Annotated in this window: 17 protein-coding genes; 7 read left to right on the forward strand and 10 right to left on the reverse strand. The window is 71.9% G+C overall.

The window, feature by feature from the left end; translation table 11 throughout:
• Window positions 1–6: 6 nt before the first annotated feature.
• The gene (locus ACS3YM_RS02165; RefSeq protein WP_439938397.1) at window positions 7–570 is read right to left on the reverse strand and encodes a sugar O-acetyltransferase; all 564 of its coding nucleotides are present in this window, start codon (window positions 568–570) and stop codon (window positions 7–9) included.
• 66 nt (window positions 571–636) lie between these two features.
• Between ACS3YM_RS02165 and ACS3YM_RS02170 the strand changes: the two genes are divergently transcribed.
• Complete coding sequence (locus tag ACS3YM_RS02170; protein ID WP_439938398.1) at window positions 637–2,325, forward strand: ABC-F family ATP-binding cassette domain-containing protein; 1,689 nt, start codon at window positions 637–639, stop codon at window positions 2,323–2,325.
• Window positions 2,322–3,359, forward strand: coding sequence for a GNAT family N-acetyltransferase (locus tag ACS3YM_RS02175; RefSeq protein ID WP_439938399.1), 1,038 nt, complete (start codon window positions 2,322–2,324; stop codon window positions 3,357–3,359). Before ACS3YM_RS02170 ends, ACS3YM_RS02175 begins: the two co-directional genes overlap by 4 nt.
• A 120-nt stretch (window positions 3,360–3,479) precedes the next feature.
• Here the strand turns inward: ACS3YM_RS02175 and ACS3YM_RS02180 are convergent, their stop codons facing one another.
• The 7 genes from ACS3YM_RS02180 to ACS3YM_RS02210 form a co-directional block, all read right to left on the reverse strand.
• Window positions 3,480–4,631, reverse strand: a complete 1,152-nt coding sequence (locus ACS3YM_RS02180) for an acyl-CoA dehydrogenase family protein (protein ID WP_439938400.1) — start codon at window positions 4,629–4,631, stop codon at window positions 3,480–3,482.
• A 10-nt stretch (window positions 4,632–4,641) separates the two neighbouring features.
• The gene (locus ACS3YM_RS02185) at window positions 4,642–5,781 is read right to left on the reverse strand and encodes an acyl-CoA dehydrogenase family protein (protein WP_439938401.1); all 1,140 of its coding nucleotides are present in this window, start codon (window positions 5,779–5,781) and stop codon (window positions 4,642–4,644) included.
• 10 nt (window positions 5,782–5,791) lie between these two features.
• Window positions 5,792–6,943, reverse strand: a complete 1,152-nt coding sequence (locus tag ACS3YM_RS02190; protein ID WP_439938402.1) for an acyl-CoA dehydrogenase family protein — start codon at window positions 6,941–6,943, stop codon at window positions 5,792–5,794.
• 93 nt (window positions 6,944–7,036) lie between these two features.
• Window positions 7,037–8,197, reverse strand: coding sequence for a S1C family serine protease (locus ACS3YM_RS02195; protein WP_439938403.1), 1,161 nt, complete (start codon window positions 8,195–8,197; stop codon window positions 7,037–7,039).
• 77 nt (window positions 8,198–8,274) lie between these two features.
• On the reverse strand, window positions 8,275–8,787 hold the full coding sequence (locus tag ACS3YM_RS02200; RefSeq protein WP_439938404.1) for a GNAT family N-acetyltransferase: 513 nt from the start codon (window positions 8,785–8,787) through the stop codon (window positions 8,275–8,277).
• A 1-nt stretch (window position 8,788) separates the two neighbouring features.
• The gene (locus ACS3YM_RS02205; RefSeq protein WP_439938405.1) at window positions 8,789–9,481 is read right to left on the reverse strand and encodes a hypothetical protein; all 693 of its coding nucleotides are present in this window, start codon (window positions 9,479–9,481) and stop codon (window positions 8,789–8,791) included.
• Window positions 9,482–9,623: 142 nt separating this feature from the next.
• Window positions 9,624–11,936, reverse strand: a complete 2,313-nt coding sequence (locus tag ACS3YM_RS02210) for an ATP-binding protein (RefSeq protein ID WP_439938406.1) — start codon at window positions 11,934–11,936, stop codon at window positions 9,624–9,626.
• Between the two features lie 271 nt (window positions 11,937–12,207).
• Here ACS3YM_RS02210 and pulA point away from each other — a divergent pair, with 271 nt between their 5' ends.
• On the forward strand, window positions 12,208–17,916 hold the full coding sequence (gene pulA, locus ACS3YM_RS02215) for a pullulanase-type alpha-1,6-glucosidase (protein WP_439938407.1): 5,709 nt from the start codon (window positions 12,208–12,210) through the stop codon (window positions 17,914–17,916).
• A gap of 67 nt (window positions 17,917–17,983) precedes the next feature.
• On the opposite strand, the gene ACS3YM_RS02220 is transcribed toward pulA, so the two are convergent.
• Both ACS3YM_RS02220 and ACS3YM_RS02225 read right to left on the reverse strand, forming a co-directional pair.
• Window positions 17,984–19,288 carry a citrate synthase gene (locus ACS3YM_RS02220; protein WP_439938408.1) on the reverse strand — a complete coding sequence of 435 codons (1,305 nt, stop codon included), beginning with the start codon at window positions 19,286–19,288 and terminating at the stop codon, window positions 17,984–17,986.
• Between the two features lie 96 nt (window positions 19,289–19,384).
• Entirely contained in the window at window positions 19,385–20,710 is a 1,326-nt protein-coding gene (locus tag ACS3YM_RS02225) for an NAD(P)/FAD-dependent oxidoreductase (protein WP_439938409.1), read from the reverse strand.
• Between the two features lie 249 nt (window positions 20,711–20,959).
• Between ACS3YM_RS02225 and rplM the strand changes: the two genes are divergently transcribed.
• From rplM to glmM, 4 genes are all read left to right on the forward strand, one after another.
• Window positions 20,960–21,403, forward strand: coding sequence for a 50S ribosomal protein L13 (gene rplM / locus ACS3YM_RS02230; RefSeq protein WP_439938410.1), 444 nt, complete (start codon window positions 20,960–20,962; stop codon window positions 21,401–21,403).
• A gap of 17 nt (window positions 21,404–21,420) precedes the next feature.
• Window positions 21,421–21,933 carry a 30S ribosomal protein S9 gene (gene rpsI, locus ACS3YM_RS02235; protein ID WP_439938411.1) on the forward strand — a complete coding sequence of 171 codons (513 nt, stop codon included), beginning with the start codon at window positions 21,421–21,423 and terminating at the stop codon, window positions 21,931–21,933.
• A gap of 194 nt (window positions 21,934–22,127) precedes the next feature.
• The gene (locus ACS3YM_RS02240; protein ID WP_439938412.1) at window positions 22,128–24,854 is read left to right on the forward strand and encodes a PxKF domain-containing protein; all 2,727 of its coding nucleotides are present in this window, start codon (window positions 22,128–22,130) and stop codon (window positions 24,852–24,854) included.
• A 48-nt stretch (window positions 24,855–24,902) separates the two neighbouring features.
• Entirely contained in the window at window positions 24,903–26,249 is a 1,347-nt protein-coding gene (glmM, locus tag ACS3YM_RS02245; RefSeq protein WP_439938413.1) for a phosphoglucosamine mutase, read from the forward strand.
• The last annotated feature ends 52 nt before the right edge of the window (window positions 26,250–26,301 follow it).

Below are 26,301 nucleotides of genomic sequence, written 5' to 3' on the forward strand. Positions count from 1 at the left end.
CTGTTCTCAGAGCTCGCGTACGACGCGCGCCGGAGAGCCGACCGCGACGACACCGGCGGGGAGGTCCTTCGTGACCACCGAGCCGGCTCCGACCACCGTGTCGGCCCCGATGGTGACGCCGGGGCAGACGATGACCCCGCCGCCGAGCCACACGTTGTCGCCGATCGTGATCGGCTCGGCCGCCTCCCACTTGTCACGACGCGGGCCCGGCTCGAGCGGGTGGGTCGCGGTGAGGAGCTGCACGTTCGGTCCGATCTGCACGTCCTCGCCGATCGTCACCCGGGCCACGTCGAGGACCACCAGGCCGAAGTTGGCGAACGAGCGGGCGCCGAACGAGGTCTGGTAGCCGTAGTCGCACCGGAACGGCGGCCGGATCTCCGCGCCCTCGCCGTAGAGGCCGAGGAGCTCGCCGAAGAGCGCCCGGATCGCGTCGGCGTCGGTCGGGTCGGTCGTGTTGATGCGGTGCGCGAGCCCGAGCGCGCGCCGCGACTCCTCGCCCAGCTGTGGGTCGTCGGCGATGTAGAGGTCGCCGGCCAGCATCCGCTCCCGCATGGTCCTGTCGTCGTCCATCCCCTCAGCGTAGGCGGCGTGAAATCGGGTGACGGGTGTGCCTCGGGCAGGGGAGAATCCTCTCCTGTGGGACACGTCGACGTCGCTGGAGTGCGCTACGAGCTGCCGGACGGCCGGGTGCTGCTCGACGACGTCAGCTTCCGCGTCGGCGACGGCCAGAAGGTCGCCCTCGTCGGCGCCAACGGGGCCGGGAAGACCACGCTGCTGCGCATCGTCACCGGTGACCTGACCCCGCACGCCGGGGTCGTGACCCGCTCGGGCGGGCTGGGCGTGATGCGCCAGTTCGTGGGGCACGGCGGCGGCGACGAGACGGTGCACGACCTGCTGCTCTCCGTCGCGCCCGAGCGGATGCGGCGTGCCGCGGCGCACGTGGACGAGTGCGAGCTCGCGCTGATGGACGTCGACGACGAGAAGACCCAGATGGCCTACGCCACGGCGCTGGGGGAGTACGCCGACGCCGGCGGCTACGACATCGAGGTCACCTGGGACGTGTGCACCACCTCCTCGATGGGCCTGCCGTTCGACCGGGCGCGTCACCGGCTGCTGTCCACGCTGTCAGGAGGAGAGCAGAAACGGCTGGTGCTGGAGTACCTCCTGCGCGGGCCCGACCAGGTGCTGCTGCTCGACGAGCCGGACAACTACCTCGACGTCCCCGGCAAGATGTGGCTCGAGGAGAGGATCCGCGACTCGGCCAAGACCATCCTCTTCATCAGCCACGACCGGGAGCTGCTCGCCAACACCGCGACCCGCATCGTGACGGTCGAGCTCGGGAGTGCCGGCAACCTCGTGTGGACCCACCCCGGCGGCTTCGCCAGCTACCACGAGGCCCGCAGCGACCGCTTCGAGCGGTTCGAGGAGATGCGACGGCGCTGGGACGAGGAGCACGCCAAGATCAAGGCGCTCGTGCTCCGTCTGAAGATCAAGGCGGAGTACAACGACGGCATGTCCTCGCAGTACCGCGCCGCACAGACGCGGCTCAAGAAGTTCGAGGACGCCGGGCCACCGACCGAGCAGCCCCGCGAGCAGCAGGTGAAGATGCGGCTCAAGGGCGGGCGTACGGGCAAGCGTGCGGTGGTGTGCACCGACCTCGAGCTGACCAACCTGATGAAGCCGTTCGACCTCGAGGTCTGGTACGGCGAGCGGGTGGCGGTCCTCGGGTCCAACGGCTCCGGCAAGTCGCACTTCCTGCGCCTCCTGGCCGCCGGCGGCAGCGACCCCGACATCGAGCACCGGCCGGTCGGCGACCCGCCCGCGCCCGTCCTCCACACCGGCAACGCCAAGCTGGGCGCCCGCGTGCGACCGGGCTGGTTCGTGCAGACCCACGAGCACCCCGAGCTGCTCGGTCGCACCCTGCTGGAGATCCTCCACCGCGGCGACGGCACCCCCGACGGGCGCGCCGGGATGGGACGCGAGGCGGCGAGCCGGGTGCTTGACCGCTACGAGCTGGCGCACGCCGGTGAGCAGCGGTTCGAGTCCCTCAGCGGGGGCCAGCAGGCCCGCTTCCAGATCCTGCTGCTCGAGCTCTCCGGGGCAACGCTGCTGCTGCTCGACGAGCCCACCGACAACCTCGACGTGCAGTCGGCCGAGGCGCTGGAGGCGGGGCTCGAGGCCTTCGAGGGCACCGTGCTCGCGGTGACCCACGACCGGTGGTTCGCCCGCGGCTTCGACCGGTTCCTGGTCTACGGCGCCGACGGTGAGGTCTACGAGTCCGACGGACCCGTGTGGGACGAGGGCCGGGTGAGCCGCGCGCGATGAGCACGCCCACCGGCACCCTGGAGGTCGAGGCCCTCGACCCCCACGACGACGAGACCTTCGATGCGTGGCACAGCGTCTACGCCACCGCGGAGCGACACGACCTCGCCGCGGCCGCGACCGTGTGGCAGGTCGAGGAGCTGCGCGCACTGATGCAGGAGTCGAGCACGCACGCCTGGTCGGGTGGCTGGGTCGGCCGCGTCGACGGCGAGGTCGCGGTGGCCGGGTGGATGCGCACGCCGCTGCTCGACAACACCGAGCTGGCCGAGGTCGCGGTGCACGTCCTGCCCGAGAGGCGCCGGAGCGGCCTGGGCACGGCGATGCTCGCCACGCTCGAGGCCGCGGCACGTGCGCGCGGCCGGCGCATCGTCACCGGGCTCGTCGGGTGGGCGTCGTCGTACGGCTCTTCGGGCGAGGGGGCCTCCGGGCCGTCGTTCGCGCGGGCGCAGGGCTACGAGCTGGCGCTCGCCGAGGTGCAGCGCGAGCTCGGGCTGCCGGTGGACGAGGTGCTGCTCGGCCGCCTCGCCGACGAGGCGGCCCGCGCCCACGCGTCGTACACCCTCACGTCGTGGGTGGGACCGGTGCCGGACGAGCTGCTGCAGGGGTGGGCCGAGATCACCTCCAGCCTCGCGACCGAGGCGCCCACGGGTGAGCTCGACCTCGAGCCGGAGGTGGTGAGCGTCGAGGTCGTGCGCGAGCGCGAGGCCACCCTGGCGAAGCAGGGGCGCACGAAGTTCAACACCGTCGCGCTCTCCGCGGCGGGCGAGGTCGTGGCCTACTCCGACCTGGCCACGACGGTCCACGAGCCGGGTCGCGCCTACCAGTGGGGGACCCTGGTGCGGCGCGAGCACCGCGGCCACCGGCTCGGGGTCGCGGTCAAGGTCGCCAACCTGCGACTGCTGCAGCGCGAGCGCCCCGACATCACCCGCCTGACGACCTACAACGCCGAGGTCAACGAGCACATGATCGGGGTGAACGAGGTGATGGGCTTCCGCCCGGTCGCGCGGCTCGGGGACTTCCAGAAGCGGCTCGCCTGACGAGCTGCGGCTCCGTGGTGACACAGACGCGACCGACTCCTGCGGGCTGGTCGACGCGGTGGTGACACACCCCGTGTCGCATCAGGTCTGACCGCGCCTGCAGATGTGGTGCGTGGTGTGTCAGGTGAAGGCGTTGACGCCCGTCTCGGCGCGCCCGATCAGCAGCTTCTGGATCTGCGAGGTGCCCTCGTAGAGGGTCATCACGCGCGCGTCGCGGAGGTACTTCGCGACCGGGAAGTCGTCGACGTAGCCGGCGCCGCCGTGCACCTGGATGGCGTTGTTGGCCGCGCGGACCGCTGCCTCGGAGGCGAAGAGCTTGGCCTTCGACGCGGCCACGCCGTAGGGCTCACCGCGGTCGATCAGGTCGGCGCAGCGCCACGCCAGGAGCCGGGCGGCGTCGGCGTCGACCGAGATGTCGGCGATGAGGTCCTGCACCAGCTGGAAGGCCGCGATCGGCCGGCCGAACTGACGGCGCTGGGTCGCGTAGGCCACCGACGCCTCCAGGCAGCCCTGGATGATCCCCACGCACCCCGAGGCGACGGCGAGGCGGCCCTTGTCGAGGGTGCCCATCGCGATCTTGAAGCCCTGGCCGACCTCGCCGAGCCGGGCCGAGTCCGGGACGCGTGCGTCGTGCAGGAACAGCTCGGCGGTCGCCTGGCCGCGCAGCCCGAGCTTGCCCGTGACCTCGCGGGCCTCGAACCCGGTCGTGTCGGTGGGCACCAGGAACGCGGTGACGCCACGGGGCCCGTCGTCGCTGGTGCGGGCGAACACGAGGGCCACGTCGGCCCACGTGCCGTTGGTGATGAAGAGCTTCTGGCCGTTGATGACCCAGTCCGACCCGTCACGGGTGGCGCGCGAGGTGAGGTTGCCCGCGTCGGAACCGGTGTCGGGCTCGGTCAGGCCGAAGCAGCCGAGCTTCGTGGCGGCCGCGAGCTGCGGCAGCCACTCCTGCTTCTGGTCCTCGGTGCCGTGGAAGAGGATCGACTTGCCGACCAGGCCGCTGCTGACCGACACGATCCCGCGCAGCGCCGAGTCGGCCCGGCCGAGCTCCTCCATGGCGAGCGAGTACGTCACGTAGTCACCGCCGACGCCGCCGTACTCCTCCGGGATGGTGAGGCCGAAGAAGCCGAGCTCGGCCATCCTGGGCACGATCGCGAGGTCGACGGACTCGTCGTGGTCCCACTGCATGCGGTGAGGCACGGCCTCGCGCTCGAGGAAGTCGCGGGCGAGGTCGCGGAAGGCCCGCTGGTCCTCCGACAGCGAGAGGTCCATCAGAGCCCCCTCACGACAGCACCTCGACCCGGCCGTGGTCGGTGACCCGCTCGGACAACCGTCCCAGGTGGTGCGGGGCGTTGCCGAGCCACTGGTCGAGCACCTCGAGGTGCGCGGTGCCGACGCCGACGGCGTACTCGGCGGTCATGCCGATGCCGCCGTGCAGCTGGATCGCCTCCTGCCCGATGTGTCGCCCGGTCCGGCTGACGAGGAGCCCCACCCGGTCGGCCGCGTCGGCCACGGCGTCCGCGTCGCCGCCCGCGATCGTCATCGTCGCCCAGTCGACCATGCTCTCGGCGAGCTGGAGCGAGACGTACATGTCGGCCGCCCGGAAGGTCAGCGCCTGGAAGGTGTTGAGCGTGACGCCGAACTGCTTGCGGCTCTTGAGGTAGTCGGTGGTCGCACGGACCTGGCTCTGCATCACGCCGAGCGCCTGGTTGGCGCCCATGATCCGGGTCAGGTCGCTGATCGTGGCGATGCTGGCGGCGCGGTCGCGACCCGGCTCGCCGAGCGGCGTGGCCGCGCTGGCGTCGAAGCGCACCGACGCGGCCCGGGTGAGGTCGGCGGTGGCATAGCCGGTGCGCTCGACGGCGTCGGTCGCCACCACGAAGACACCCGTCCCGGAGTCGGGCAGGGCGGCCGTCACCACGAGGTGGTCGGCGGACCCGCCGCCCACCACGGGGTCGGCCACGCCGTCGAGGGTCCACGTGTCGCCGGAGACGGAAGCGCGTACGCCGTCCGCGCGCGAGGCCCAGCGGCCGCCGGGGGAGGTGTCGGCCGCGGCCAGCACGATCTCGCCGGCGCTCAGCCCGCCCAGCAGGTCGGCCTTCTGCTCGGCGGTCCCGACCGCCGCGACCAGGCCGCCGGCGTGCACGACGCTCGCGAGGTAGGGCTCGGGGGCGAGCACCCGGCCGAGCTCCTGGCAGACGATGCCGATCTCGACGGGACCGGCGCCGACGCCGCCGTCGGCCTCGCTGAACGGCAGCCCGAGGACGCCCATCTCGGCGAGCCGGCCCCACAGGGCGCGGTCGAAGCCCTCGTCGGAGGCCACCGTGCGGCGCCGCGCCTCGTGGTCGGCGTACGCCGCCCGGAGCAGGCCGCGCACGGCCTCGCGCAGGGCCTGCTGCTCGTCGTCGTAGGTGAAGTCCATGCCGACTCCTTCAGAGTCCGAGGATGGTGCGGCTGATGATCTGGCGCTGGATCTCGTTGGACCCGCCGTAGATCGACGCCTTGCGGAGGTTGAGGTAGGTCGGGGCCGCGCGGCGCGCCCAGCCCTCCTGCGGGGAGTCGTCGTCGGCGCGGGCCGCGAGCGACGCCGGCCCGGCGAGGTCGAGGGCGAGCTCGCTGACCGCCTGCTGCAGCTCGGTGCCCTTGAGCTTGAGGACCGACGAGGCGGGGTGCGGCTCCCCGTCGGAGGAGTGCGCCACCACGCGCAGGGCGGTGAGCTCGAGGGCGAGCAGCTCGTTCTCCAGCTCGGCGACGCGGGCCCGGACCAGCGGGTCGTCGAGCAGGTCGCCGGCGTTGGTCTTGAGGGTGGCGAGCGCCCGCTTGGTGGCACCCACCGGGGCCACGCCCACGCGCTCGTTGCCCAGCAGGAACTTCGCGATCGTCCAGCCCTGGCCGGGCTCGCCGACCAGCAGGTCGCCCGGCACCCGCACGTCGGAGAACCACACCTCGTTGACCTCGTGGCCCCCGTCGATGAGCTCGATCGGCCGCACCTCGACGCCGGGTGAGGTCATGTCGATGAGCAGCATCGAGATGCCGGCCTGCTTCTTCACCTCCGGGTCGGTGCGCACGAGGGTGAAGATCCAGTCGCCGTGCTGGCCGAGCGTGGTCCAGGTCTTCTGTCCGTTGACGACCCAGTCGTCGCCGTCGCGCACGGCGCTCGTGCGCAGGCTGGCCAGGTCGGAGCCCGCGTCCGGCTCGGAGAAGCCCTGGGACCACCAGATGTCGAGGTTGGCCGTGGCCGGCAGGAATCGCTCCTTCTGCTCCTGGCTGCCGAACTGCGCGATCACCGGGCCGATCATCGAGGCGTTGAAGGCCAGCGGGACCGGCACGCCCGCGCGCTGCATCTCCTCGTGCCACAGGTGGCGCTGCAGCTCGGTCCAGTCCTGCCCGCCCCACTCCGTCGGCCAGTGCGGCACCGCGAGTCCCTCGGCGTTGAGGACCTGCTGGCTCTCCACGATCTGGTCGCGGGTGAGGTGGCGGCCCTCCAGGACGGTGTCGCGGATCTCCTGCGGGACCTGGGTGGTGAAGAACTCCCGCAGGCGGTCACGGTGCTCCGCGTCGGTCTGGCTCAGCTCGAGCTGCATGTGACTCCTCAGGGTGGGACCCGGGTCGAGACGGTGAGGCCGGCCGCACCATCATGGCGCGGCCGGCCTGAACCAGGCGACGAACGGAGCGGATCAGCCGGTGGTGGCGTCGCTGTCGAGCTGCACCTCGGCCTGCTGCGTCTTGCCGTCGCGCGTCCAGGTCACGGTCACGGAGTCGCCGGGACGGTAGGACCGGATGGTCGCGACGAGCGAGTCGGCGCCGGTGATCCTGTGGTCGTCGACCGAGGTGATCACGTCGCCGGCCTCGATGCCCGCCTCGGCGGCGGTGGAGCCCTCGGTGACCTCCGCGATCTTCGCGCCCGCCGCGTCGTCGGTGATCCGGATGCCGAGGCGCGCGTGGGTCGGCGTCTCGCCCTTGGCCATCTGGTCGACGATCGGCATGACCTCGTCGATGGGGATCGCGAAGCCGAGGCCGATCGAGCCGGACTGGCCCGACGAGCCGTACGGCGACTGCGAGGCGGCCGTGCGGATCGAGGAGTTGATCCCCACGACGGCACCCGTCATGTCGACGAGCGGCCCACCCGAGTTGCCGGGGTTGATGGCCGCGTCGGTCTGGATCGCGGGGTAGGTCGTGGAGTTGCCCTGGTCGTCGGAGCCCACGTTGACCGGGCGGTCGAGGGCGCTGACGATGCCGCTGGTGACGGTCGCGTCGAGGCCGAAGGGCGAGCCGACCGCGACGACGCCCTCGCCCACGCCGAGGTTGGCGGACTTGCCGATCGTCGCCGGGGTCAGGTCGCTCACGCCCGAGGCCTTGATCACCGCGGTGTCGGTGAGCGGGTCGGTGCCCAGGATCTCGGCGTCCGCGCTGGTGCCGTCGTCGAACGACACCTTCACCGAGCCGCCGCCCTGGGCCATCTCGACGACGTGGTTGTTGGTGAGGATCGTGCCGTCGGCGGTGAGGATGATCCCCGAGCCGGAGGCGCCGCCACCTTGGCCGGTGACGTCGATCTTCACCACGCTCGGCAGCACCTTCTGCGCCACCGACTCCACCGAGCCGTCTGCCGCGGGCGCCTGGGACTGCGTGGAGACCGGTGCCGTGCTGGTGGCCGTGGCGCTCGCCGAGCCGGTCGGCTCGTCGTGCGTGGCGTCCCAGAGCGCGGCGCCGCCGAGCCCGGCCCCGCCGCCCACGAGCAGGGACGTCGCCACGACCGCCGCGGCCAGGCCCGTACGCCGTCGCCGCGGCTGGTGCTGCGGCTGGACGGGGTGCTGCGCGGGGGTGAAGTAGTCGCTCATGTCTCCGAGACTGCGCCGGCTCCCTGTGGAAGCGCTGAGAACCGGCTGGGAAGGTGCAGAGACTCGCCGGACCGCGCTCAGCGGGGCAGGTCCGGCAGCGCCATCCAGTCCGCCCAGCTGAGGTCGCGCCCCACGTAGCGGGGTCGGCTCAGGGGCCACGACGCGGCGATCCAGCGGGGGACGAGCTCGTCGAGCGCCTGCTCCAGCTCGGTCCCGACGCACTCGTCCACGACCCACCACGAGATCTCCGCGTCGGCGCCGGGCTTCTCGGGCGGGTCGATGTAGACGCAGCCCAGCAGCGCGGTCTCGTCGGTGTCGAGGAGGGCGTAGTTGAAGGACTCGTGCGTCTCCATCTCCGCCGCGTGCCGCGCGAGGTCGGCCCGGTCCGCCTCGTGGGTCATGTCGGCCGGCGGCCAGCCCCACGCGGCGCCGTAGATGCTCCAGAGGCGCTCGCGCGAGCCCATCACCGCGATCATGTCGAGGTCGGTGTCCTCGGGACGGATCGGCCGCAGGTGGTGCCCGAAGGGCACCTCCACGCGGGTCGGGTGGACGAAGTCCGCGGGCAGCCAGGTGGAGGGGTCTCCGACCACCTCAGGCTCCGCGTGCGGGGCGGAGCAGGCCGAGCGACACCACGACCAGCCAGACCGGGCCGGTCATGCCCGCCATGTACTGCAGTGGGCTGACGAGGAACACCGCGGTCAGCCCGCCCAGCACCAGGCTGGCCCAGCCGAGCCACGTGGCGTACGCGCCCTGTCGTGCGGCCCGGGCGAGGGCGAGCCCGGCGAGGCCGGCACCGCCCCACAGCCACGGGATGGTGCCGATCCAGTGGTTGAAGAAGACCGCGCTCTCGGGCAGCAGCTGCCCCGGGTCGTCGGCCAGCCCGAAGGCGAACTCCGTGGTCAGACCGGCGCCCAGCAGCTGGGCGACGGCGACGAGGCCCAGCCCGGCGGCGGCGACGCCGGGGACGAGGCTGTCCGGGCCCGTACGACGCTGGAGCTGGCGGTGCAGCCCGACGGCGAACAGCACCAGCAGGACGCAGGAGAGCATCGTCGCTGTGTGGAAGGCGAGGACCTGCGGCACCTGGTCGGACAGCCGGGCGGTGATCGCCTCCGGGTCGCCGGCGAGGTCGGGGTCGTAGACGGCGTCCACCATCCCGCTGGCGACGACCCCGGCGATGCCGAGGACGCCGGCGCCGAGGCCGGCGAGGACCCAGCCGCGATCGGCTGGCTCGCCGGTGGGGACGCCGCTGCCGGCGCTGGTCGACGGGTCGAGCGTGGTGCTCATGGCGGCTCCTGTGGGACGGGAGGACGTGTCGGGGCACGGGTGCGTGCCGTGGCACCACCTTCGGCGCGCTTCCGGGCGCACGCCACGGACAGCAGCAGGTGTACGACCGGTGTGCGGGTGCGGTGCGGCCGCGCTGCGGGCGTCAGCCGCGGGGGAGCGCGTCGCGCAGCATCGCGGCCGCGTCGACCGGCGGGAGGCCGCGGCCGGTGTCCAGGGCGTCGTCGTAGCGGTCGGCGCCCAGGTGGGTGCGGGCCTCCGCGGCGGCCGCGGCGATCGTGTCGGGGTCCGGTCGGTAGTAGCCGTAGCCCTGCGAGCCGAGCGCCTCGCGGATGGCCTGGGCCGCACCGAGCAGGAGCGGCACGCGGGCGTGCTGGCCGGAGGCGGCCGCGAGCACCGCGCCCGCGTCGAGCAGGTAGGCCAGGTTGGCCTGGTCGCGCGTCTCCAGCGAGAGCCGGGTGCCCTCCTCGAGGTGGCGCCGCGCGGCCTGGTGGTCGCCGCGGCCGAGCTCGACCTGGAACAGGTTGTAGAGGGCGATGTAGGAGGTCAGCCGGTCGTCGCGGCGGCGTGCGGAGTGCAGCCCGGCCTCGATGAGGCGCACCGCCTCGTCGGCGTCTCCCAGGAGCAGCGCCACGGTGCCCTGCCAGATGTGGGAGAGCGCCCAGGTCCACTCGACCTCCGCGCCGCCCGCCTCGGCGTGCACGACCGCCTCCTGGAAGTGCTCGCGCGCTCCGACCAGGTCGCCGGCGACGAGGGCCGCGAGTCCCTCGCCGGCCACGGCGTTGCTGAGGATCTCGGCCGAGTCGCCGGCGAGCTCGTGCGCGCGCCGCCACCACCCGGCGGCGCCCTCCACGTCGTCCATGGCGAACGCCATCGTGGCGGCCGCGAGGGCTGCTCGGGCGTGCACCTCCTCGGGCAGCGCGTCGCTGTGCTGGAGGACGTTCTCGGCGAAGCGCCGGCCGTGGTCGTGGTGCCCGCGGAGCCACCAGTAGAGCCAGAGCTCCCACGCCATCCGCGCGGGGGTCTCGATGTCCCCGGCACCCAGGGAGCGCTCGGCCGCCGCGGTGAGGTTGGCGTGCTCGAGGTCGATGCGGTGGAGGGCGGCGACCTGGCCGCCGTTGCGATAGCTCGAGCTGTGGGCGGTCGCGACCGCCAGGTAGTGCTCGGCGTGGGCGCGGGCGGCGTCCTCCCACTCGCCCTCCTCGCGCAGCAGGTCGCGGGCGTACTGCGCGACGGGCTCGAGCACCCGGATCCGTCCGGACGCCTCGACGACGACCAGCGAGTGCTCGACCAGCGACTCCAGGCAGCGCACCGGGTCGTGACCGTCCTGCCCCGCCCGCGCTGCGACGGCCTCGACGTCGGCCAGGGTGGTGCCCCCGACGAAGACGCCCATCAGGCGCAGCAACCAGCGGCCCGGCTCGTCGAGCAGCCCCTGGCTCCAGTCGAGCGTCGCGCGCATCGTGCGCTGGCGGGGCGGGAGGTCGCGCGGACCTGCCTGCAGCGCCGTGTCGAGCCGGTCGAGCAGGGACGCCGGGTCGAGCAGGCGGGCGCGGGCGGCGGCGAGCTCGAGGGCGAGCGGCAGGCCGGCGAGCCGCTCGCAGGTGGCGGCGACGGCCTGCGCGTCCGACGGGTCGGCGCCCCAGCCGGGGCTCACCCGCTGCGCGCGGTCGAGGAGCAACCGCGCGGCGGGGGACGGCGAGCCGTCGGGGAGGTCCTCGACCTCCAGCGGCTCGACGGCGTACTCGGTCTCGCCTCGCACCCGCAGGGGCGCGCGGCTGGTCGCCAGCACGGTGAGCCCGGGAACGGCCTCGACGACCACGGCCACGTCGGCGGCCGCGTCGAGCAGGTGCTCGACGTTGTCGAGGAACAGGAGCCGCTGCTGCCCGCGCAGCTGCTCGGCCACGTCGTCGGCGACCGTACGAGCCGGGTCGCGGGCGGCGTCCACCGCGTCCGCGATCGCCGGGAGGACCTGTCCGGCCTCGATCAGGGGAGCGAGCTCGACCAGCGTGACGCCGTCGACGAAGCGGTCGCGGACGGACGCGGCGACGGCCAGCCCGAGGCGGGTCTTGCCGACGCCCCCGGGTCCGCTGAGGGTGACGAGTCGGCTCGACCGCAGCAGGTCCGCCACGCGCGAGACGTCGTCGTCGCGCCCCACGAGGGGGGTGGCCGGCACCGGCAGGTCGCGCGGCCGGCTGGAGGCCGGGTCGGACGGCGTGCGCGCGGCCCGGGCCGGGACGGCGGCGAGCAGCCCGGCGCGCTGGTCCTCGTCGAGGTCGAGGGCGCCCGCCAGGGAGCGCAGCGTGTGGGGGTACGGGCGGGTGCGGGTGCCGCGCTCGAGCGCGCTGATGGCGTGCGGGCTCAGGCCCGCCCGCTCGGCCAGCTCCTCCTGGGAGAGCCCCGCGGACTCCCGGAGACCGCGCAGCACCGACCCGAGCGTGCTCGCCCCCTCGATCCCCACGGACGCCTCCCCGCCGATCCCGGCCGATCCCCGTCAGCCCACCGCTCTGCCCCACGGCCTGCTGCTCCGGGAGTGTAGTGACGCCGGGCCGCCCCGAAGGGTGGTTTTCGACGAGGCTGCGAGCAGCCTCCTGCAAGAACTTGGGGGTCCGTAGGCGGGAGCAGGACTGAAAGAACTTGCAGCCATTGCAAGATCGCGTCACCGGCGCTTACTGTGACGGCCGCCACGTCTGTGTCCTGCGTGGGCCGTCACCACCTCTCGGGAGCTCCACGTGCGTCGTCGCCACCCCCTCGCCCACACCCTCGTCCTGACCGCCGCTGCCTGCCTCGGCACGCTCGCCGCCTCCCTGGCGCCGTTGGCCCCGGCCCACGCCGAGCATCGCGAGGCGCCGCCCGCGACCGTCAGCCTGGTCGGCAGCCTCCAGGACGAGGCCGGCTGTGCCTCGGACTGGACGCCCGACTGCACGGCCTCCGGGCTGGCGCTGCAGGACGACGGCAGCTGGGCGCTCGAGGTGGACCTGCCCGCGGGGTCGTACGCCTACAAGGTGGCGATCAACGGGTCGTGGGGTGAGAACTACGGGGCCGGTGGTGCCGCGGGTGGCGCCGACCTGCCGCTCGTCCTCCAGCAGCCCGCGTCGCTGCGGTTCTCCTACGACGACGCCACGCACCGCATCGCGGTGGCGCCCGCCGAGCAGCCTGCCGGTGAGCCCACGGCGGCGGACGAGGATCTGGCCGGCACGTCGCTGCGTGGACCGCTGACCAAGGAGAACTTCTACTTCGTGATGGCGGACCGATTCGCCAACGGCGACACCGGCAACGACGCCGGAGGACTCACCGGCGACCGGATGGCGACGGGTCTCGACGCAGCCGACAAGGGCTTCTTCCACGGTGGCGACATCGCGGGCCTGTCCGACAAGCTCGACTACATCGACGGGCTCGGCACCACCGCCATCTGGCTCACGCCGAGCTTCAAGAACCGGCCGGTCCAGGGCACCGGGAGCGACGCGAGCGCCGGCTACCACGGCTACTGGGTCACCGACTTCACCCGGATCGACCCGCACTTCGGCACCAACGCCGAGCTGACGGCGTTCATCGACCGCGCCCACGAGCGCGGGATCAAGGTCTTCTTCGACATCATCACCAACCACACCGCCGACGTCATCGACTACGAGCAGCAGCGCTACGGCTACGTCGACAAGGCGACCGCCCCCTACCGCGATGCCGCGGGCAACGCCTTCGACGACCGCGACTTCGCGGGTGGCGAGACGTTCCCCGAGCTCGACGCGGCCACGTCCTTCCCCTACACGCCGGTCTTCCGCAGCGAGGCGGACCGCACGGTCAAGGTCCCCGCCTGGCTCAACGACCCGACCAACTACCACAACCGCGGCGACTCGACGTTCGCCGGCGAGTCGTCGACCTACGGCGACTTCGTGGGCCTCGACGACCTCTTCACCGAGCAGCCCGACGTCGTCGACGGGATGACCGGGATCTACGAGAAGTGGGTCGACTTCGGCATCGACGGCTTCCGCATCGACACCGTCAAGCACGTCAACATGGAGTTCTGGCAGGAGTTCGCCCCGGCGATCCGCCGGCACGCCGCCGAGATCGGCAACGACGACTTCTTCGCCTTCGGTGAGGTCTACGACGCCAACCCTGCCTACCTGTCGACGTTCAGCACGGCCGGTCGCCTCGACGCGACGCTGGACTTCGGCTTCCAGGAGGCCGGCACGGGCTTCGCCAAGGGCGGCGCCACCACGCGGCTGCGCGACTTCTACGCAGGCGACGACTGGTACACCGACACCGACTCCAACGCCTACGCCTCGCCGACCTTCCTCGGCAACCACGACATGGGCCGCATCGGCACCTTCCTCAAGGGCACCGACTCCACGCTCGAGCGGGACCGCCTCGCCCACGCGCTGATGTACCTCACCCGCGGCCAGCCGGTCGTCTACTACGGCGACGAGCAGGGCTTCGTGGGCGACGGCGGCGACCGGGACGCGCGCGAGGACATGTTCCCGAGCCGGGTCGCGTCCTACAACGACAACGACCTGATCGGCACCGACGCCACCACGGCCGACGCCAACTTCGACACCAGTCACCCGCTCTACACCTCGATCCGCGACCTCGCCCGCCTGCGGCGCACCTATCCCGCGCTCGCCGACGGCGCCCAGCTGCACCGCTACTCCTCGGCCAGCGCCGGCGTCTACGCGTTCAGCCGCATCGACGCCGACGAGCGCCGCGAGCTGCTCGTCGCGCTCAACAACGCGACCACCGCCAAGACGGTCACCGTCGGCACCGAGATGCGCCGCGGCTCGTTCAAGCAGGTCTGGCCGGTCGCCAAGCAGTCGCTGCGCACCGACGCCGAGGGGCGTACGACGATCACGGTGCCGCCGCTCTCCGCGATGGTGTGGCGCGCCAACGGCACGCTCGCCGAGCGCGAGGAGGCGCCGGCCATCCACCTCGAGAAGCCCTCCGCGGGCGGTGTCGTCGGCGGCCGCTCACCCATCACCGTGGGTGTGCCCGACGGCGGCTTCAACCAGGTCACCGTCGCGTGGCGGCCCGTCGGGGCGACGGAGTGGACCGCGCTCGGCACCGACGACAACGCGCCCTACCGGGTGTTCCACGACGTCAGCGCGATGCCGAAGGGCTCGCTGCTGGAGTACCGCGCGGTCCTGCGCGACAGCAGCGGGAACCTTTCGGTGACGTCGTCGTACGCGACCGTCGGCGACCCCGAGGCCGAGCCGACGCCGGGCGGCGACGGCACGGGCGGACCGGTCACCCAGCCCGACGCGGTGTCGATGCCCGGCAGCCACAACGCGGAGATCGGCTGCGCGGGGGACTGGCAGCCCGACTGCGCCGAGGCGCAGATGTCGCTCGACGCCGAGGACCTGGTCTGGAAGAAGACCGTCTCGCTGCCCGCCGACGCCTACGAGTACAAGGCCGCGATCAACGGCTCGTGGGACGAGAACTACGGCGCCGGCGGCACGCGCGGCGGGTCGAACGTCCCGCTGCCCCTCGACGCCCCGCAGGACGTGACGTTCTACTACGACCACGCCTCGCACTGGATCACCACCGACGCCCAGGGCCCGATCGTGACGCTGGCGGGCAGCTTCCAGTCCGAGCTCGGCTGCCCGGGCGACTGGGCGCCCGACTGCATGCGGAGCTGGCTCAAGGACCCCGACGGCGACGGCACCTACACCTTCAGCGCGACCCTGCCGGCGGGCAGCTACGCGACCAAGGTCGCGCACGGCCTGTCGTGGTCGGAGAACTACGGCAAGGACGGCGTCGCGGGAGGCGCCGACATCCCGTTCGACGTCCCCGCGGGAGGGGTCGAGGTGCTCTTCACTTACGACGTGTCCACGCACCAGCTCGAGGTCGCCACCCGCACGCCCGGCGCCTCCCCGGACCTGGCGAGGGCGAAGGCGCAGTGGCTGCGCCGCGACCTCGTCGCATGGGACGTCCCGGACGCCGACGCGCGCCGCTACCGCCTCCACTGGTCGGAGGCCGGCGACCTGGCCGTCGACGCAGAGGCCGTCACCGGCGGGCAGTCGGTGCCCCTGGCCCACGACCCCGCCGGGATCCCGGCCGACGTCCTCGCTGACTTCCCCCAACTCGCCGGCTACGAGGCGTTCCGCCTCGACCGCAGCGCGCTCAAGAAGGTGCCGGAGATCCTCCGCGGCCAGCTCGCCGTGGCGTCGTACGACCCCGGCGGCACGCTGCACGACGCGACCGGCGTGCAGGTGCCGGGCGTGCTCGACGACGTGTACGCCGATGCGGCCGGGGCCGACCTCGGCGTGACCTGGACGTCCGGCCGCCCGACGCTGCGGCTGTGGGCTCCCACCGCGCAGCAGGTGTCCGCGACGGTGGCCGGCGCCCGGGTCGCGATGACGCGTGCCGACGACGGCACGTGGGCCGCGACCGGCCCGAAGGGCTGGAGGAACGCGCCCTACACCTACGACGTGACGGTGTGGTCGCCGTCGGCCGGGGCCGTGGTGACCAACCGGGTCACCGACCCCTACGCCGTGGCGCTCACCGCCAACTCGCAGCAGTCGCTGGTCGTCGACCTCGACGACCCGGCGCTGGCGCCCGACGGCTGGCAGCGCACCACGCCGCCGACGATCGCCCAGCCCGAGGACCGCAACGTCTACGAGCTGCACGTGCGCGACTTCTCCATCGGCGACGAGACGGTGCCGGCGACCGAGCGCGGCACCTACCTCGCCTTCACCCACGACGACACGGCGGGCATGCGCCACCTGCGCCGCCTGGCCGACGCAGGGCTCAACACGGTCCACCTGCTGCCTGCCTTCGACATCGCCACGATCGAGGAGCGCCGCTCCGCGCAGAAGACGCCGCTGTGCGACCTCGAGGCCATGCCGCGCGACTCCGAGCAGCAGCAGGCGTGCGTCGAGGACGTCCGCACCGGCGACGGCTTCAACTGGGGCTACGACCCCCTGCACTACACGACGCCCGAGGGCTCCTATGCCACCGATCCCGACGGCGCCCGCCGCACGGTGGAGTTCCGCCGGATGGTCCAGGGCCTCAACCGCAACGGGATGCAGGTCGTCATGGACGTGGTCTACAACCACACCGCCGCGTCCGGCCAGGCCGACAAGTCCGTGCTCGACAAGGTGGTGCCCGGCTACTACCACCGCCTCAGCGCGACCGGGACCGTGGAGAGCTCCACCTGCTGCTCCAACACCGCGACCGAGCACCGGATGATGGAGAAGCTGATGATCGACTCCGTGCTCACCTGGGCGCGGGACTACAAGGTCAACGGCTTCCGGTTCGACCTGATGGGCCACCACTCGCTGGAGAACATGACCCGCCTGCGGGCGGCACTCGACGCCCTCACCGTGAAGCGCGACGGCGTCGACGGCAAGGCGATCTATCTCTACGGCGAGGGCTGGAACTTCGGCGAGGTCGCCGACGACGCCCGCTTCGTCCAGGCCACCCAGCTCAACCTCGCCGGGTCGGGCATCGGCTCCTTCAGCGACCGGCTGCGCGACGCCGTACGCGGTGGCGGGCCCTTCGACGAGGACCCGCGGGTCCAGGGCTTCGGGTCGGGTCTCTACACCGACCCCAACGGGGCCGCGGTCAACGGCACGCCCGAGGAGCAGGTGGCGCGACTCCTGCACGCTGAGGACCTGGTCAAGCTCGGCCTCGCCGGCAACCTGGCCGACTTCACCTTCCGGGACTCCTACGGCGACACCGTGGCCGGCCGTGACGTCGACTACAACGGCCAGCCGGCCGGCTACGCCGCTGACCCGGCCGAGACCGTGAGCTATGTCGACGCCCACGACAACGAGACGCTCTACGACTCGCTGGCGTTCAAGCTGCCCACCGGTACGTCGATGGCCGACCGGGTGCGGATGAACACCGTGTCGCTCTCGACGGTCGCCCTCTCGCAGGGGGTGGTCTTCTGGCACGCGGGCACCGACCTGCTCCGCTCCAAGAGCCTGGACCGCAACTCCTACGACTCCGGCGACTGGTTCAACCGGGTCGACTGGCAGCGCCGCGACAACACCTTCGGCTCGGGCCTGCCGCTGCGCGCCGACAACGAGGCGAAGTGGTCCTACATGCGCCCGCTGCTCGCCGACCCGGCCCTCGACCCGGGCCCGGCAGCGATGGACGCCGCCCACGCCGCCGCGCAGGACCTGCTGCGGATCCGGATGTCCTCGCCGCTGTTCCGCCTCGGCTCGCTCGAGGCGATCCAGGACAAGGTGTCGTTCCTCGACGCCGAGCCCGGCGTCATCGCGATGCTCATCGACGACACCGTGGGCACCGACGCCGACGCGGGGCGCGAAGCGATCCTGGTCGTCTTCAACGCCAGCCCCGAGGCCCAGGCGGTGACCGGCACCGGTGGTGGCTGGACGCTGCACGACGTGCATGCCGGTGGCGCCGACGCGGTCGTCAAGGGCAGCACGGTGGCGGCCGACTCGGTGACGGTGCCGGCGCGCACCACGGCGGTCTTCGAGCGCTGACCGGACGCACGAACGCCCCCGGCCGTGACGGCCGGGGGCGTTCGTCGTACGAGCAGGGGGCTGAGGGTTACGCCCAGCGCTCCGACGCCGGGGTGAAGGTCAGCTCGCGGTCGCCGGTGTAGATCTGCTTGGGACGGGCGATCTTCTGGTCCTTGTCCTGCACCAGCTCGAGCCACTGCGCCAGCCAGCCCGGCGTACGACCGATGGCGAAGAGCACGGTGAACATCTCCGGCGGGAACTGGAACGCCTCGTAGATGAGGCCGGAGTAGAAGTCGACGTTGGGGTAGAGCTTGCGCTTGACGAAGTACTCGTCCTCGAGCGCGATCTTCTCCAGCTCCTTGGCGATCTCGAGGAGCGGGTTGACCCCGGTGACCTCGAAGACGTCGTCGCAGGCCTTCTTGATGATCGTGGCGCGCGGGTCGAAGTTCTTGTAGACCCGGTGGCCGAAGCCCATCAGGCGCTCGTTGCCGTTCTTCACGCCCTCGATGAAGGCGGGGATGTTCTCCTTCGACCCGATGCGCTTGAGCATCCGCAGGACGGCCTCGTTGGCACCGCCGTGCAGCGGGCCGTAGAGCGCGCCGACGCCGGCCGCGACGGCCGAGTAGGGGTCGACCTGCGAGGAGCCGACCGAGCGGACCGCGTTGGTCGAGCAGTTCTGCTCGTGGTCGGCGTGCAGGATGAAGAGCACGTCGAGCGCCTTGACCAGGCGCGGGTCGGCCTCGAACTTCTGCTCGCTCATCTTGAAGAGCATCGACAGGAAGTTGGCGGTGTAGCCGAGCTCGTTGTCGGGGTAGACGTAGGGCTTGCCCTGCGCGTGGCGGAACGACCAGGCGCCGAGGGTCGGCATCTTCGCGATCATGCGGACGATCTGCATGTGGCGGTTGTCGGCGTCACCGATGTTGCGGGCGTCGGGGTAGAACGTCGACAGCGCGCCGACCGAGGCCATCAGCATGCCCATCGGGTGGGCGTCGTAGCGGAAGCCCTGCATGAAGGTGCGGACGTTCTCGTGGACGAACGTGTGGTAGGTGATCTCGTGCACCCAGGCGTCGTACTGCTCCTTGGTGGGCAGCTCGCCGTGGATGAGGAGGTAGGCCACCTCGAGGAAGTTGGACTTCTCCGCCAGCTGCTCGATGGGGTAGCCGCGGTACTCGAGGATGCCCTTGTCGCCGTCGATGAAGGTCACGGCGGACCGGCACGAGGCGGTGTTGACGAAGCCGGGGTCGTAGGTCGCGAGACCGGGTTCCTCCTCGGTCACGCGGATCTGTCCCAGGTCCTTGGCCGCGATCGTGTTGTCGGTGATCGCGATGTCGTACTCCTGGCCGGTCCGGTTGTCACGGACGGTCAGGGAATCCTTGGCCGCTACGTCGGTCACGTCGGCTCCTGTTCATACGTCTTCGTACGTCGTGGTTGTCGCTCCAACCTAGCCGCGCGAGTCGTACGAGCGGAAACCAGGTGTCCAGCACCCGGCTCAGCGACCGGCCACCCGGTCGGCGACCCGCGCGACGCGGCTGGTGCGGTCGAGCCCGGCGTCCTCGCGCCGGTCGGCCGCGCGGTAGAGGCGGTAGAGGGCGTGGACGCCCAGCCAGCGCAGGGGCTCCGGCTCCCACTTCCTGACCCGGTGACCGGTCCAGGGGAGCGCGGTCAGCTCGGTGTCGTGCCCCAGCACGAGGTCGCGGAGCGTCCGCCCGGCCAGGTGCGTCGCCGTCAGCCCCGAGCCGACGTAGCCGCCGGCGTGCCCCAGGCCGGTCGCGGGGTCGAGGGCGACGCTCGCGCTCCAGTCGCGCGGCACCCCGAGCACGCCGCACCACGCATGCTCGAGCCCGATCTCTGCCAGGGACGGGAAGAGGGTGGAGAGCATCGACCGGAGCGACGCGACCGTCCACTCCTGCGTGCGCCCGTCGACGTCGGTGCGCGACCCGAACCGGTAGGGGATGCCGCGCCCGCCGAGTGCGATCCGGCCGTCCGCGGTGCGCTGGGCGTAGCAGTACGCGTGCGCCTCGTCGCCCAGCAGCTCCTGCCCTTCCCAGCCGATCTCGTCCCACTGGGCCGCGGAGAGCGGCTCGGTGACGACGATCGCGGAGTTCATCGGGAGCCACTCGCGCCGGTGGCCGGCGAGGCCGGCGGTGAAGCCCTCCAGGCAGCGCAGCACCACCGGGGCGCGCACCGTGCCCCGCTCGGTGACCGCGGCGCCCGGCTCGATGCGTACGACGCGGGTGTCCTCGTGGATCCGCACGCCGCGCTCGCGCACGGCCCGGGCCACGCCGCTCACGAGCTTGGCCGGGTGCACGCGGGCGCAGTCCGGGTCGAGGTGGCCGGAGACCGCGCCGGCGACACGGATCCGCTCCGCGACCTCACCGGCCGAGAGCTCACCGCCGAGGCGCTGCGCCTGGGCCCGGGAGCGCGCCACCGTCAGGACGCCGCTGCGCACGATGTCGGCCTCGATCCCCTCGCGCGCTGCGACGTCGATGACCTCGTCCACCGTGCGCCTCAGCGCGGCACGCAGCCGCGCGACGCCGTCCTCGCCCGCCACCTCGGCGTACGCCCTGGCGCTGCCGGCGAGCTCGCTCGAGAGCCAGCCGCCGTTGCGGCCGGACGCGCCGAACCCGGCGAACTCCGCCTCGAGCACCCGGATGTCGAGGGTGGGGTCGACCTCGTGGAGGTGGTAGGCGGTCCAGAGCCCGGTCAGCCCTCCGCCGACGACCGCCACGTCGCAGCTGGCGTCGCCCTCGAGCCGGTCGGTGGGGACGGGCAGACCGACCTGCTGCCACCAGAAGGACACACCGCCGTTGCGCACGGGGTCATCGTGGCACCTGCCACGTTTTGACCCCCTCGCGCGAGGCCCCGTAGTCTTGCTGGTCGCGACTCCTGCCGCGTCCGCTCCCTCCGGGTGCGGGTGCTGATCCGGACGTCATCCCTCGTCTCCACCACCTTTGCGAAGGCGGGAGCGGGGGAGCGAACCGGGCCGTGTTCGTCAGAAGCCGCAGCAGCACCCACCGTCCCCCGTCCGGGGGCCGGATCCAACGAACCAGAACGGGATACCGCCGTGCGCACGTACAGCCCCAAGCCCGCTGACATCCAGCGTGAGTGGCTCGTCATCGACGCCACCGACGTGGTCCTGGGCCGCCTCGCCGTCCAGACCGCCAACCTCCTCCGCGGCAAGCACAAGCCGACCTTTGCTCCGCACATGGACATGGGCGACTTCGTCATCATCGTGAACGCCTCCCAGGTGGCGCTGTCGGGAACCAAGAAGACCACCAAGATGGCCTACCGCCACTCCGGCTACCCGGGCGGCCTCTCGGCCACGCCCTACGGTGAGCTCCTCGAGAAGGACGCCCGCAAGGCCATCGAGAAGGCTGTGTGGGGCATGCTCCCGAAGAACAAGCTCGGTCGCCAGATGCTGAAGAAGCTCAAGGTCTACGCCGGCCCCGACCACCCGCACCTGGCCCAGAAGGCCACTCCCTTCGAGATCGCCCAGATCTCCCAGTGACGACTGAGGACTCACAGATGACTGAGAACACCACCCTGGATTCAGGCGAGGTCGAGGAGACCTTCGAGACCGACGCCGAGGGCGTTGCCTACACGTCCGAGAGCGACGCCTCGGCCGACACCCCCGCCCGCCCGGCCACCATCGCGCCCGCCGGCGCGACCGGCCGCCGCAAGGAGGCCGTCGCCCGCGTCCGCATCGTCCCGGGCTCCGGCGAGTGGACCATCAACGGCCGCACGCTTGACAACTACTTCCCCAACAAGCTGCACCAGCAGATCGCGAACGAGCCGTTCGTGGAGCTGCAGCTCGAGGGTCGCTTCGACGTGATCGCCCGCATCCACGGCGGCGGCACCGCCGGCCAGGCCGGCGCGCTGCGCCTCGGTGTGGCCCGTGCGCTCAACGCCGTCGACGTCGAGGCCAACCGCCCGGCGCTCAAGAAGGCCGGCCTGCTGACCCGCGACGCCCGCGTCGTGGAGCGCAAGAAGGCTGGTCTCAAGAAGGCCCGCAAGGCCTCGCAGTTCAGCAAGCGCTGATCTCGGATCGCCTCACGAGGCCCGCACCGTCGCCCGACGGTTGCGGGCCTCGTGCCATTTCGCCCTGAGCGTGGCCAGATCAAGATTCGTCGAAGGAGTGACACAGATCACTCGAAGGTGCCACCCGTGACCCGGGCGCTTCCTACCGTCCGAAGGGCGCACAGGGGGTGCGCAACCGGAACATCGGAGCGCGCATGTCATTCCTTCGTCGCGGGACCCTCGGCCTCGCCCTCGCCACCGTGCTCGCCTCAGGCCTGGTTGCCGGAATCGGCCCAGCCAGCAACGCCGACAACCTCGGGGTCACCGACGACCTCGCCACCATCACCACGGTGGCGCTCGGCGACCTCTGCAGGGGAGCGACGGCCTCCAGGCAGATCGGATTCGCGCTGCAACGCCGCGGTGAGGTCAACAACAACACGTGGGCGAACGGCACCGACGTGTGGATCACGGGCGCGACGCAGGCGAGCGGCTTCACATTGGGTTCGGTGAAGGCGACGACCCCGACGAACTGGACCACTATCGGCAACACCGACCTTCCCGTGGGGAGCGCGGATCTCTCGATGTCGGTGCCCACCGCAGCTCCTCTGGGACTGGCGCAGGCCAGCGTGACGTGGTCTGCATCAGGTGGCGGCGCACAGACGCCGACCGTGACGAAGACCTCCAGCCTGACCGTCACCTGGAGGGTCGTGACCTGCGCTCCGACGGACACGACGCCGCCCGTCATCGGCTACGTCCTCAACCCGGCCACGCCGAGCGGCACGAACGGTTGGTACCGCGAGGACGTCGCGATCGACTGGACCGTGACTGACTCGCAATCGACGGCCACGTCCGACGGCTGCGGCGACCAGACGTTCACGACTGACGGTACGCACCTCAGCACCTGTGCCGCGACCAGTCAGGGCGGCACCGCCGGCCCGGTCACGGCGACGGTCAAGATCGACCGCACCGCCCCGAGCGTCACGCCCACTGTGAAGGGCGCCTTGGGCGACAACGGTTGGTACACGGGCGACGTGACAGTCAGCTGGAAGGTCGCTGATGCCACCAGTGGGGTCGACACCGCCAGTCCCGACTGCGCCGGAGCCACGCTGACGAGCGACACGGCGGGGGCGACATACACCTGCACGGTGGTCGACAAGGCAGGCAACAAGACAACGGTCACCCGGGAGGTCAGGCGCGACGCCACGGAGCCCGTCATCCTGAGTTCGGTCAAGGGCTCCGAGGGCAACGACGGATGGTACGTCGGCAACGTGACCGTGGACTGGACCGTGACGGACGCGACGTCAGACCTCGCCTCGACTACCGGGTGCGACGACGTCAGCGTGGTGACCGATACCAACGGCACGACCTACACCTGTACTGCCATCGACAACGCAGGCCATCACGCGAGCGACAGCGTCAGCCTCAAGCGGGATGCGACGCCGCCCATGATCACCTACAACACGAGCGGCACTGAGGGCGACAACGGCTGGTACCGCGGGCCTGTCGTGGTGACCTGGGGCGTGACGGACGCCGGTTCCGGCGTGGCCCAGGCCTGCGCCCCTGAAACCGTCAGTGGCGACGGCGTACACGAGCCCGAGTGCCGAGCCACCGACGTCGCGGGCAACATGGCCTCGAGCCCCGCGTTGGTGCAGGTCGACGGCACGGCGCCGGTCATCACGCCCGACGTCACGGGTCCGTCGAAGGTCGCGGGGTGGTTCAACGGTGACGTGTCCGTGAAGTGGGACGTGGACGACCCGACCTCGGGCATCGCCGAGGGCCCCGCCTGCGACGAGGTCACGCTGACCGAGGACACCGACGGGACGACGTACACCTGCTCGGCGACCGACGTGGCGGGCAACTCCGACAGCAAGAGCGTCACGGTCAGGCGCGACGCCACGGCCCCGGTGGTCACGCCGATCGTCTCCGGCACGCACAACGGTGAGTGGTACACCGGTGACGTGTCGGTGACCTGGGCGATCACCGAGGCCACCTCCGGTGTTGGCAGCACGTCCGGCTGCGGCCAGGTCACCCTCGACACGGACACGCGTGGCGAGGCCTACACCTGCTCAGTGACCGACCGGGCCGGCAACCCGGCAAGCGGCAGCGTCACCGTGAAGCGAGACGCCACGGCTCCGGTCATCACCCCGGTCGTCACGGGCCCCCGGAAGGGGACCGAGTGGTACACCGGCGACGTGTCGGTGAAGTGGGACGTCTCCGACCCGACCTCCGGGCTCGCCGACAGCGACGGGTGCGACGAGGCCACGGTCACCGAGGACACCACCGGGACGACCTACACCTGCTCGGCGACCGACCTGGCCGGCAACTCCGACAACAAGAGCGTCACGGTCAAGCGCGACGCCACGGCTCCGGTGCTGACCCTCACGGGTGGACCGGCCGCAGGTGCGACGTACGACTTCGGCGACGTGCCCGCCCCCTCCACCTGCGAGGCGAGCGACGTGACCTCGCGACTGGCGGGTCCCTGCACCGTCACCGCAGGCGGTACCACCGTCGGCGCGAAGACCCAGGTCGCGACGGCCACTGACCAGGCGGGCAACGTCACGACGGAAGAGCGGAAGTACACCGTCGCAGCCTGGCGCCTCGACGGCTTCTACAAGCCGGTGACCATGGGGACGTCGGTGGTCAACACGGTCAAGGCGGGCTCGACGGTGCCACTGAAGTTCAACGTCTACAAGGGCGCCGTCCCGATGACGGCTGGCATCGGTGCGACGTTCGCCGCCAACAAGGTGACTTGCGACGGATCCGACGTCCAGGACCCGGTGGACTTCGTGACCACGGGTGCCACCTCGCTGCGGTACGACGCCGCGGGTGGGCAGTGGATCCAGAACTGGGCGACGCCGTCAGGCGGCAAGGGCTCGTGCTACCGCGTCACGATGACGACGGGTGACGGCTCGAAGATCTCCGCCGACTTCGCGCTCAAGTAGGACCAGGGGGAGCGTGGGGGCCCGGGGGCTCACGTAGGCTCCCGGGCCATGACGCGACTCTTCGGCACGGACGGGGTCCGGGGCCTGGCGAACGCCTCCTTGACGGCGGAGCTGGCCCTGGACCTGTCCGTCTGTGCAGCACATGTCCTGGCCGACCGCGGCGAGTTCGAGGGGCACCGTCCCCTCGCCGTGGTGGGTCGCGACACGCGCATCTCCGGGCAGTTCCTCGAGGCCGCCGTCGTGGCCGGCCTCGCGTCGGCGGGCGTCGACGTACTGCTACTGGGGGTGCTGCCGACGCCGGGCGTCGCCTACATGACCGAGCGGCTCGGCGCCGACCTGGGCGTGATGCTCTCGGCGTCCCACAACCCGATGCCCGACAACGGCATCAAGTTCCTCGCCCGTGGCGGCCACAAGCTCGACGACGCGATCGAGATCGCGATCGAGCGGCGCATGGGTGAGCCGTGGGAGCGGCCCACCGGCGGTGCGGTCGGACGGGTGCGCACCTACGACTCCGCGGTGGAGGAGTACGCCGCCCACCTCGAGAGCACGATCACCCACCCGCTGGTGGGGCTCAAGGTCGTCCTCGACTGCGCGGAGGGCGCCGCCCACGCCGCCGGCCCGCGGGCCCTCGAGGACGCCGGCGCGACGGTCATCGCGATCCACGCCGACCCCGACGGCCTCAACATCAACGACAACTGCGGGTCGACCCACATGGAGTCGCTCCAGGCGGCCGTCCTCGAGCACGGCGCCCACGCCGGCTTCGCCCTCGACGGCGACGCCGACCGCTGCCTGGCCGTCGACGCCGAGGGCAACCTCGTCGACGGCGACCAGATCCTCGCGATCCTGTCGTTGTCGCTGCTCGAGCAGGGCCGGCTGGCCAAGGACACCGTCGTCGCGACGGTGATGAGCAACCTCGGCTTCGTCCAGGCCATGCGCGCCAACAACGTCGGCGTACGCCAGACCAAGGTGGGCGACCGCTACGTCCTCGAGGCGATGAAGGTCTCCGGCTACTCCCTCGGCGGCGAGCAGTCCGGGCACGTCATCCTCACCGACCACGCCACCACCGGCGACGGCATCCTCACCACGCTGCACGTGATGGAGCGGATGGCCACCACCGGCAAGTCCCTCGCCGAGCTGGCGTCGGTGATGACCCGCCTGCCCCAGGTGCTGCTCAACGTCTCCGGCGTCGACAAGACGCGCGCCGACGAGGACGCCGTGCTGGCGGCCGCCGTCGCCGAGGAGGAGGCCGTGCTGGGGGAGCGGGGCCGCATCCTGCTGCGCCCCTCGGGCACCGAGCCCATCGTGCGCGTGATGGTCGAGGCGCCCACCCAGGACGAGGCCCACGGCGTCGCCACCCGGCTCGCCGACGTGGTCGAGCGCCAGCTCGCCCTGTAGCGGGGTACCCCCCTCGACGGCGCGCACGTCGTTAAGCGCATGACCCGCGCCG

It is taken from the genome of Nocardioides sp. N13(2025), assembly GCF_051912545.1.
Taxonomy (GTDB): Bacteria; Actinomycetota; Actinomycetes; order Propionibacteriales; family Nocardioidaceae; genus Nocardioides.

What these genes read in the sequence shown, in the direction of transcription:
- ACS3YM_RS02165 (WP_439938397.1), bottom strand. Translation starts at nt 570, where the DNA reads ATGGACGACGACAGGACCATGCGGGAGCGGATGCTGGCCGGCGACCTC.
- ACS3YM_RS02175 (WP_439938399.1), top strand. Translation starts at nt 2,322, where the DNA reads ATGAGCACGCCCACCGGCACCCTGGAGGTCGAGGCCCTCGACCCCCAC.
- ACS3YM_RS02180 (WP_439938400.1), bottom strand. Translation starts at nt 4,631, where the DNA reads ATGGACCTCTCGCTGTCGGAGGACCAGCGGGCCTTCCGCGACCTCGCC.
- ACS3YM_RS02185 (WP_439938401.1), bottom strand. Translation starts at nt 5,781, where the DNA reads ATGGACTTCACCTACGACGACGAGCAGCAGGCCCTGCGCGAGGCCGTG.
- ACS3YM_RS02190 (WP_439938402.1), bottom strand. Translation starts at nt 6,943, where the DNA reads ATGCAGCTCGAGCTGAGCCAGACCGACGCGGAGCACCGTGACCGCCTG.
- ACS3YM_RS02195 (WP_439938403.1), bottom strand. Translation starts at nt 8,197, where the DNA reads ATGAGCGACTACTTCACCCCCGCGCAGCACCCCGTCCAGCCGCAGCAC.
- ACS3YM_RS02205 (WP_439938405.1), bottom strand. Translation starts at nt 9,481, where the DNA reads ATGAGCACCACGCTCGACCCGTCGACCAGCGCCGGCAGCGGCGTCCCC.
- rpsI (WP_439938411.1), top strand. Translation starts at nt 21,421, where the DNA reads ATGACTGAGAACACCACCCTGGATTCAGGCGAGGTCGAGGAGACCTTC.
- ACS3YM_RS02240 (WP_439938412.1), top strand. Translation starts at nt 22,128, where the DNA reads ATGTCATTCCTTCGTCGCGGGACCCTCGGCCTCGCCCTCGCCACCGTG.
- glmM (WP_439938413.1), top strand. Translation starts at nt 24,903, where the DNA reads ATGACGCGACTCTTCGGCACGGACGGGGTCCGGGGCCTGGCGAACGCC.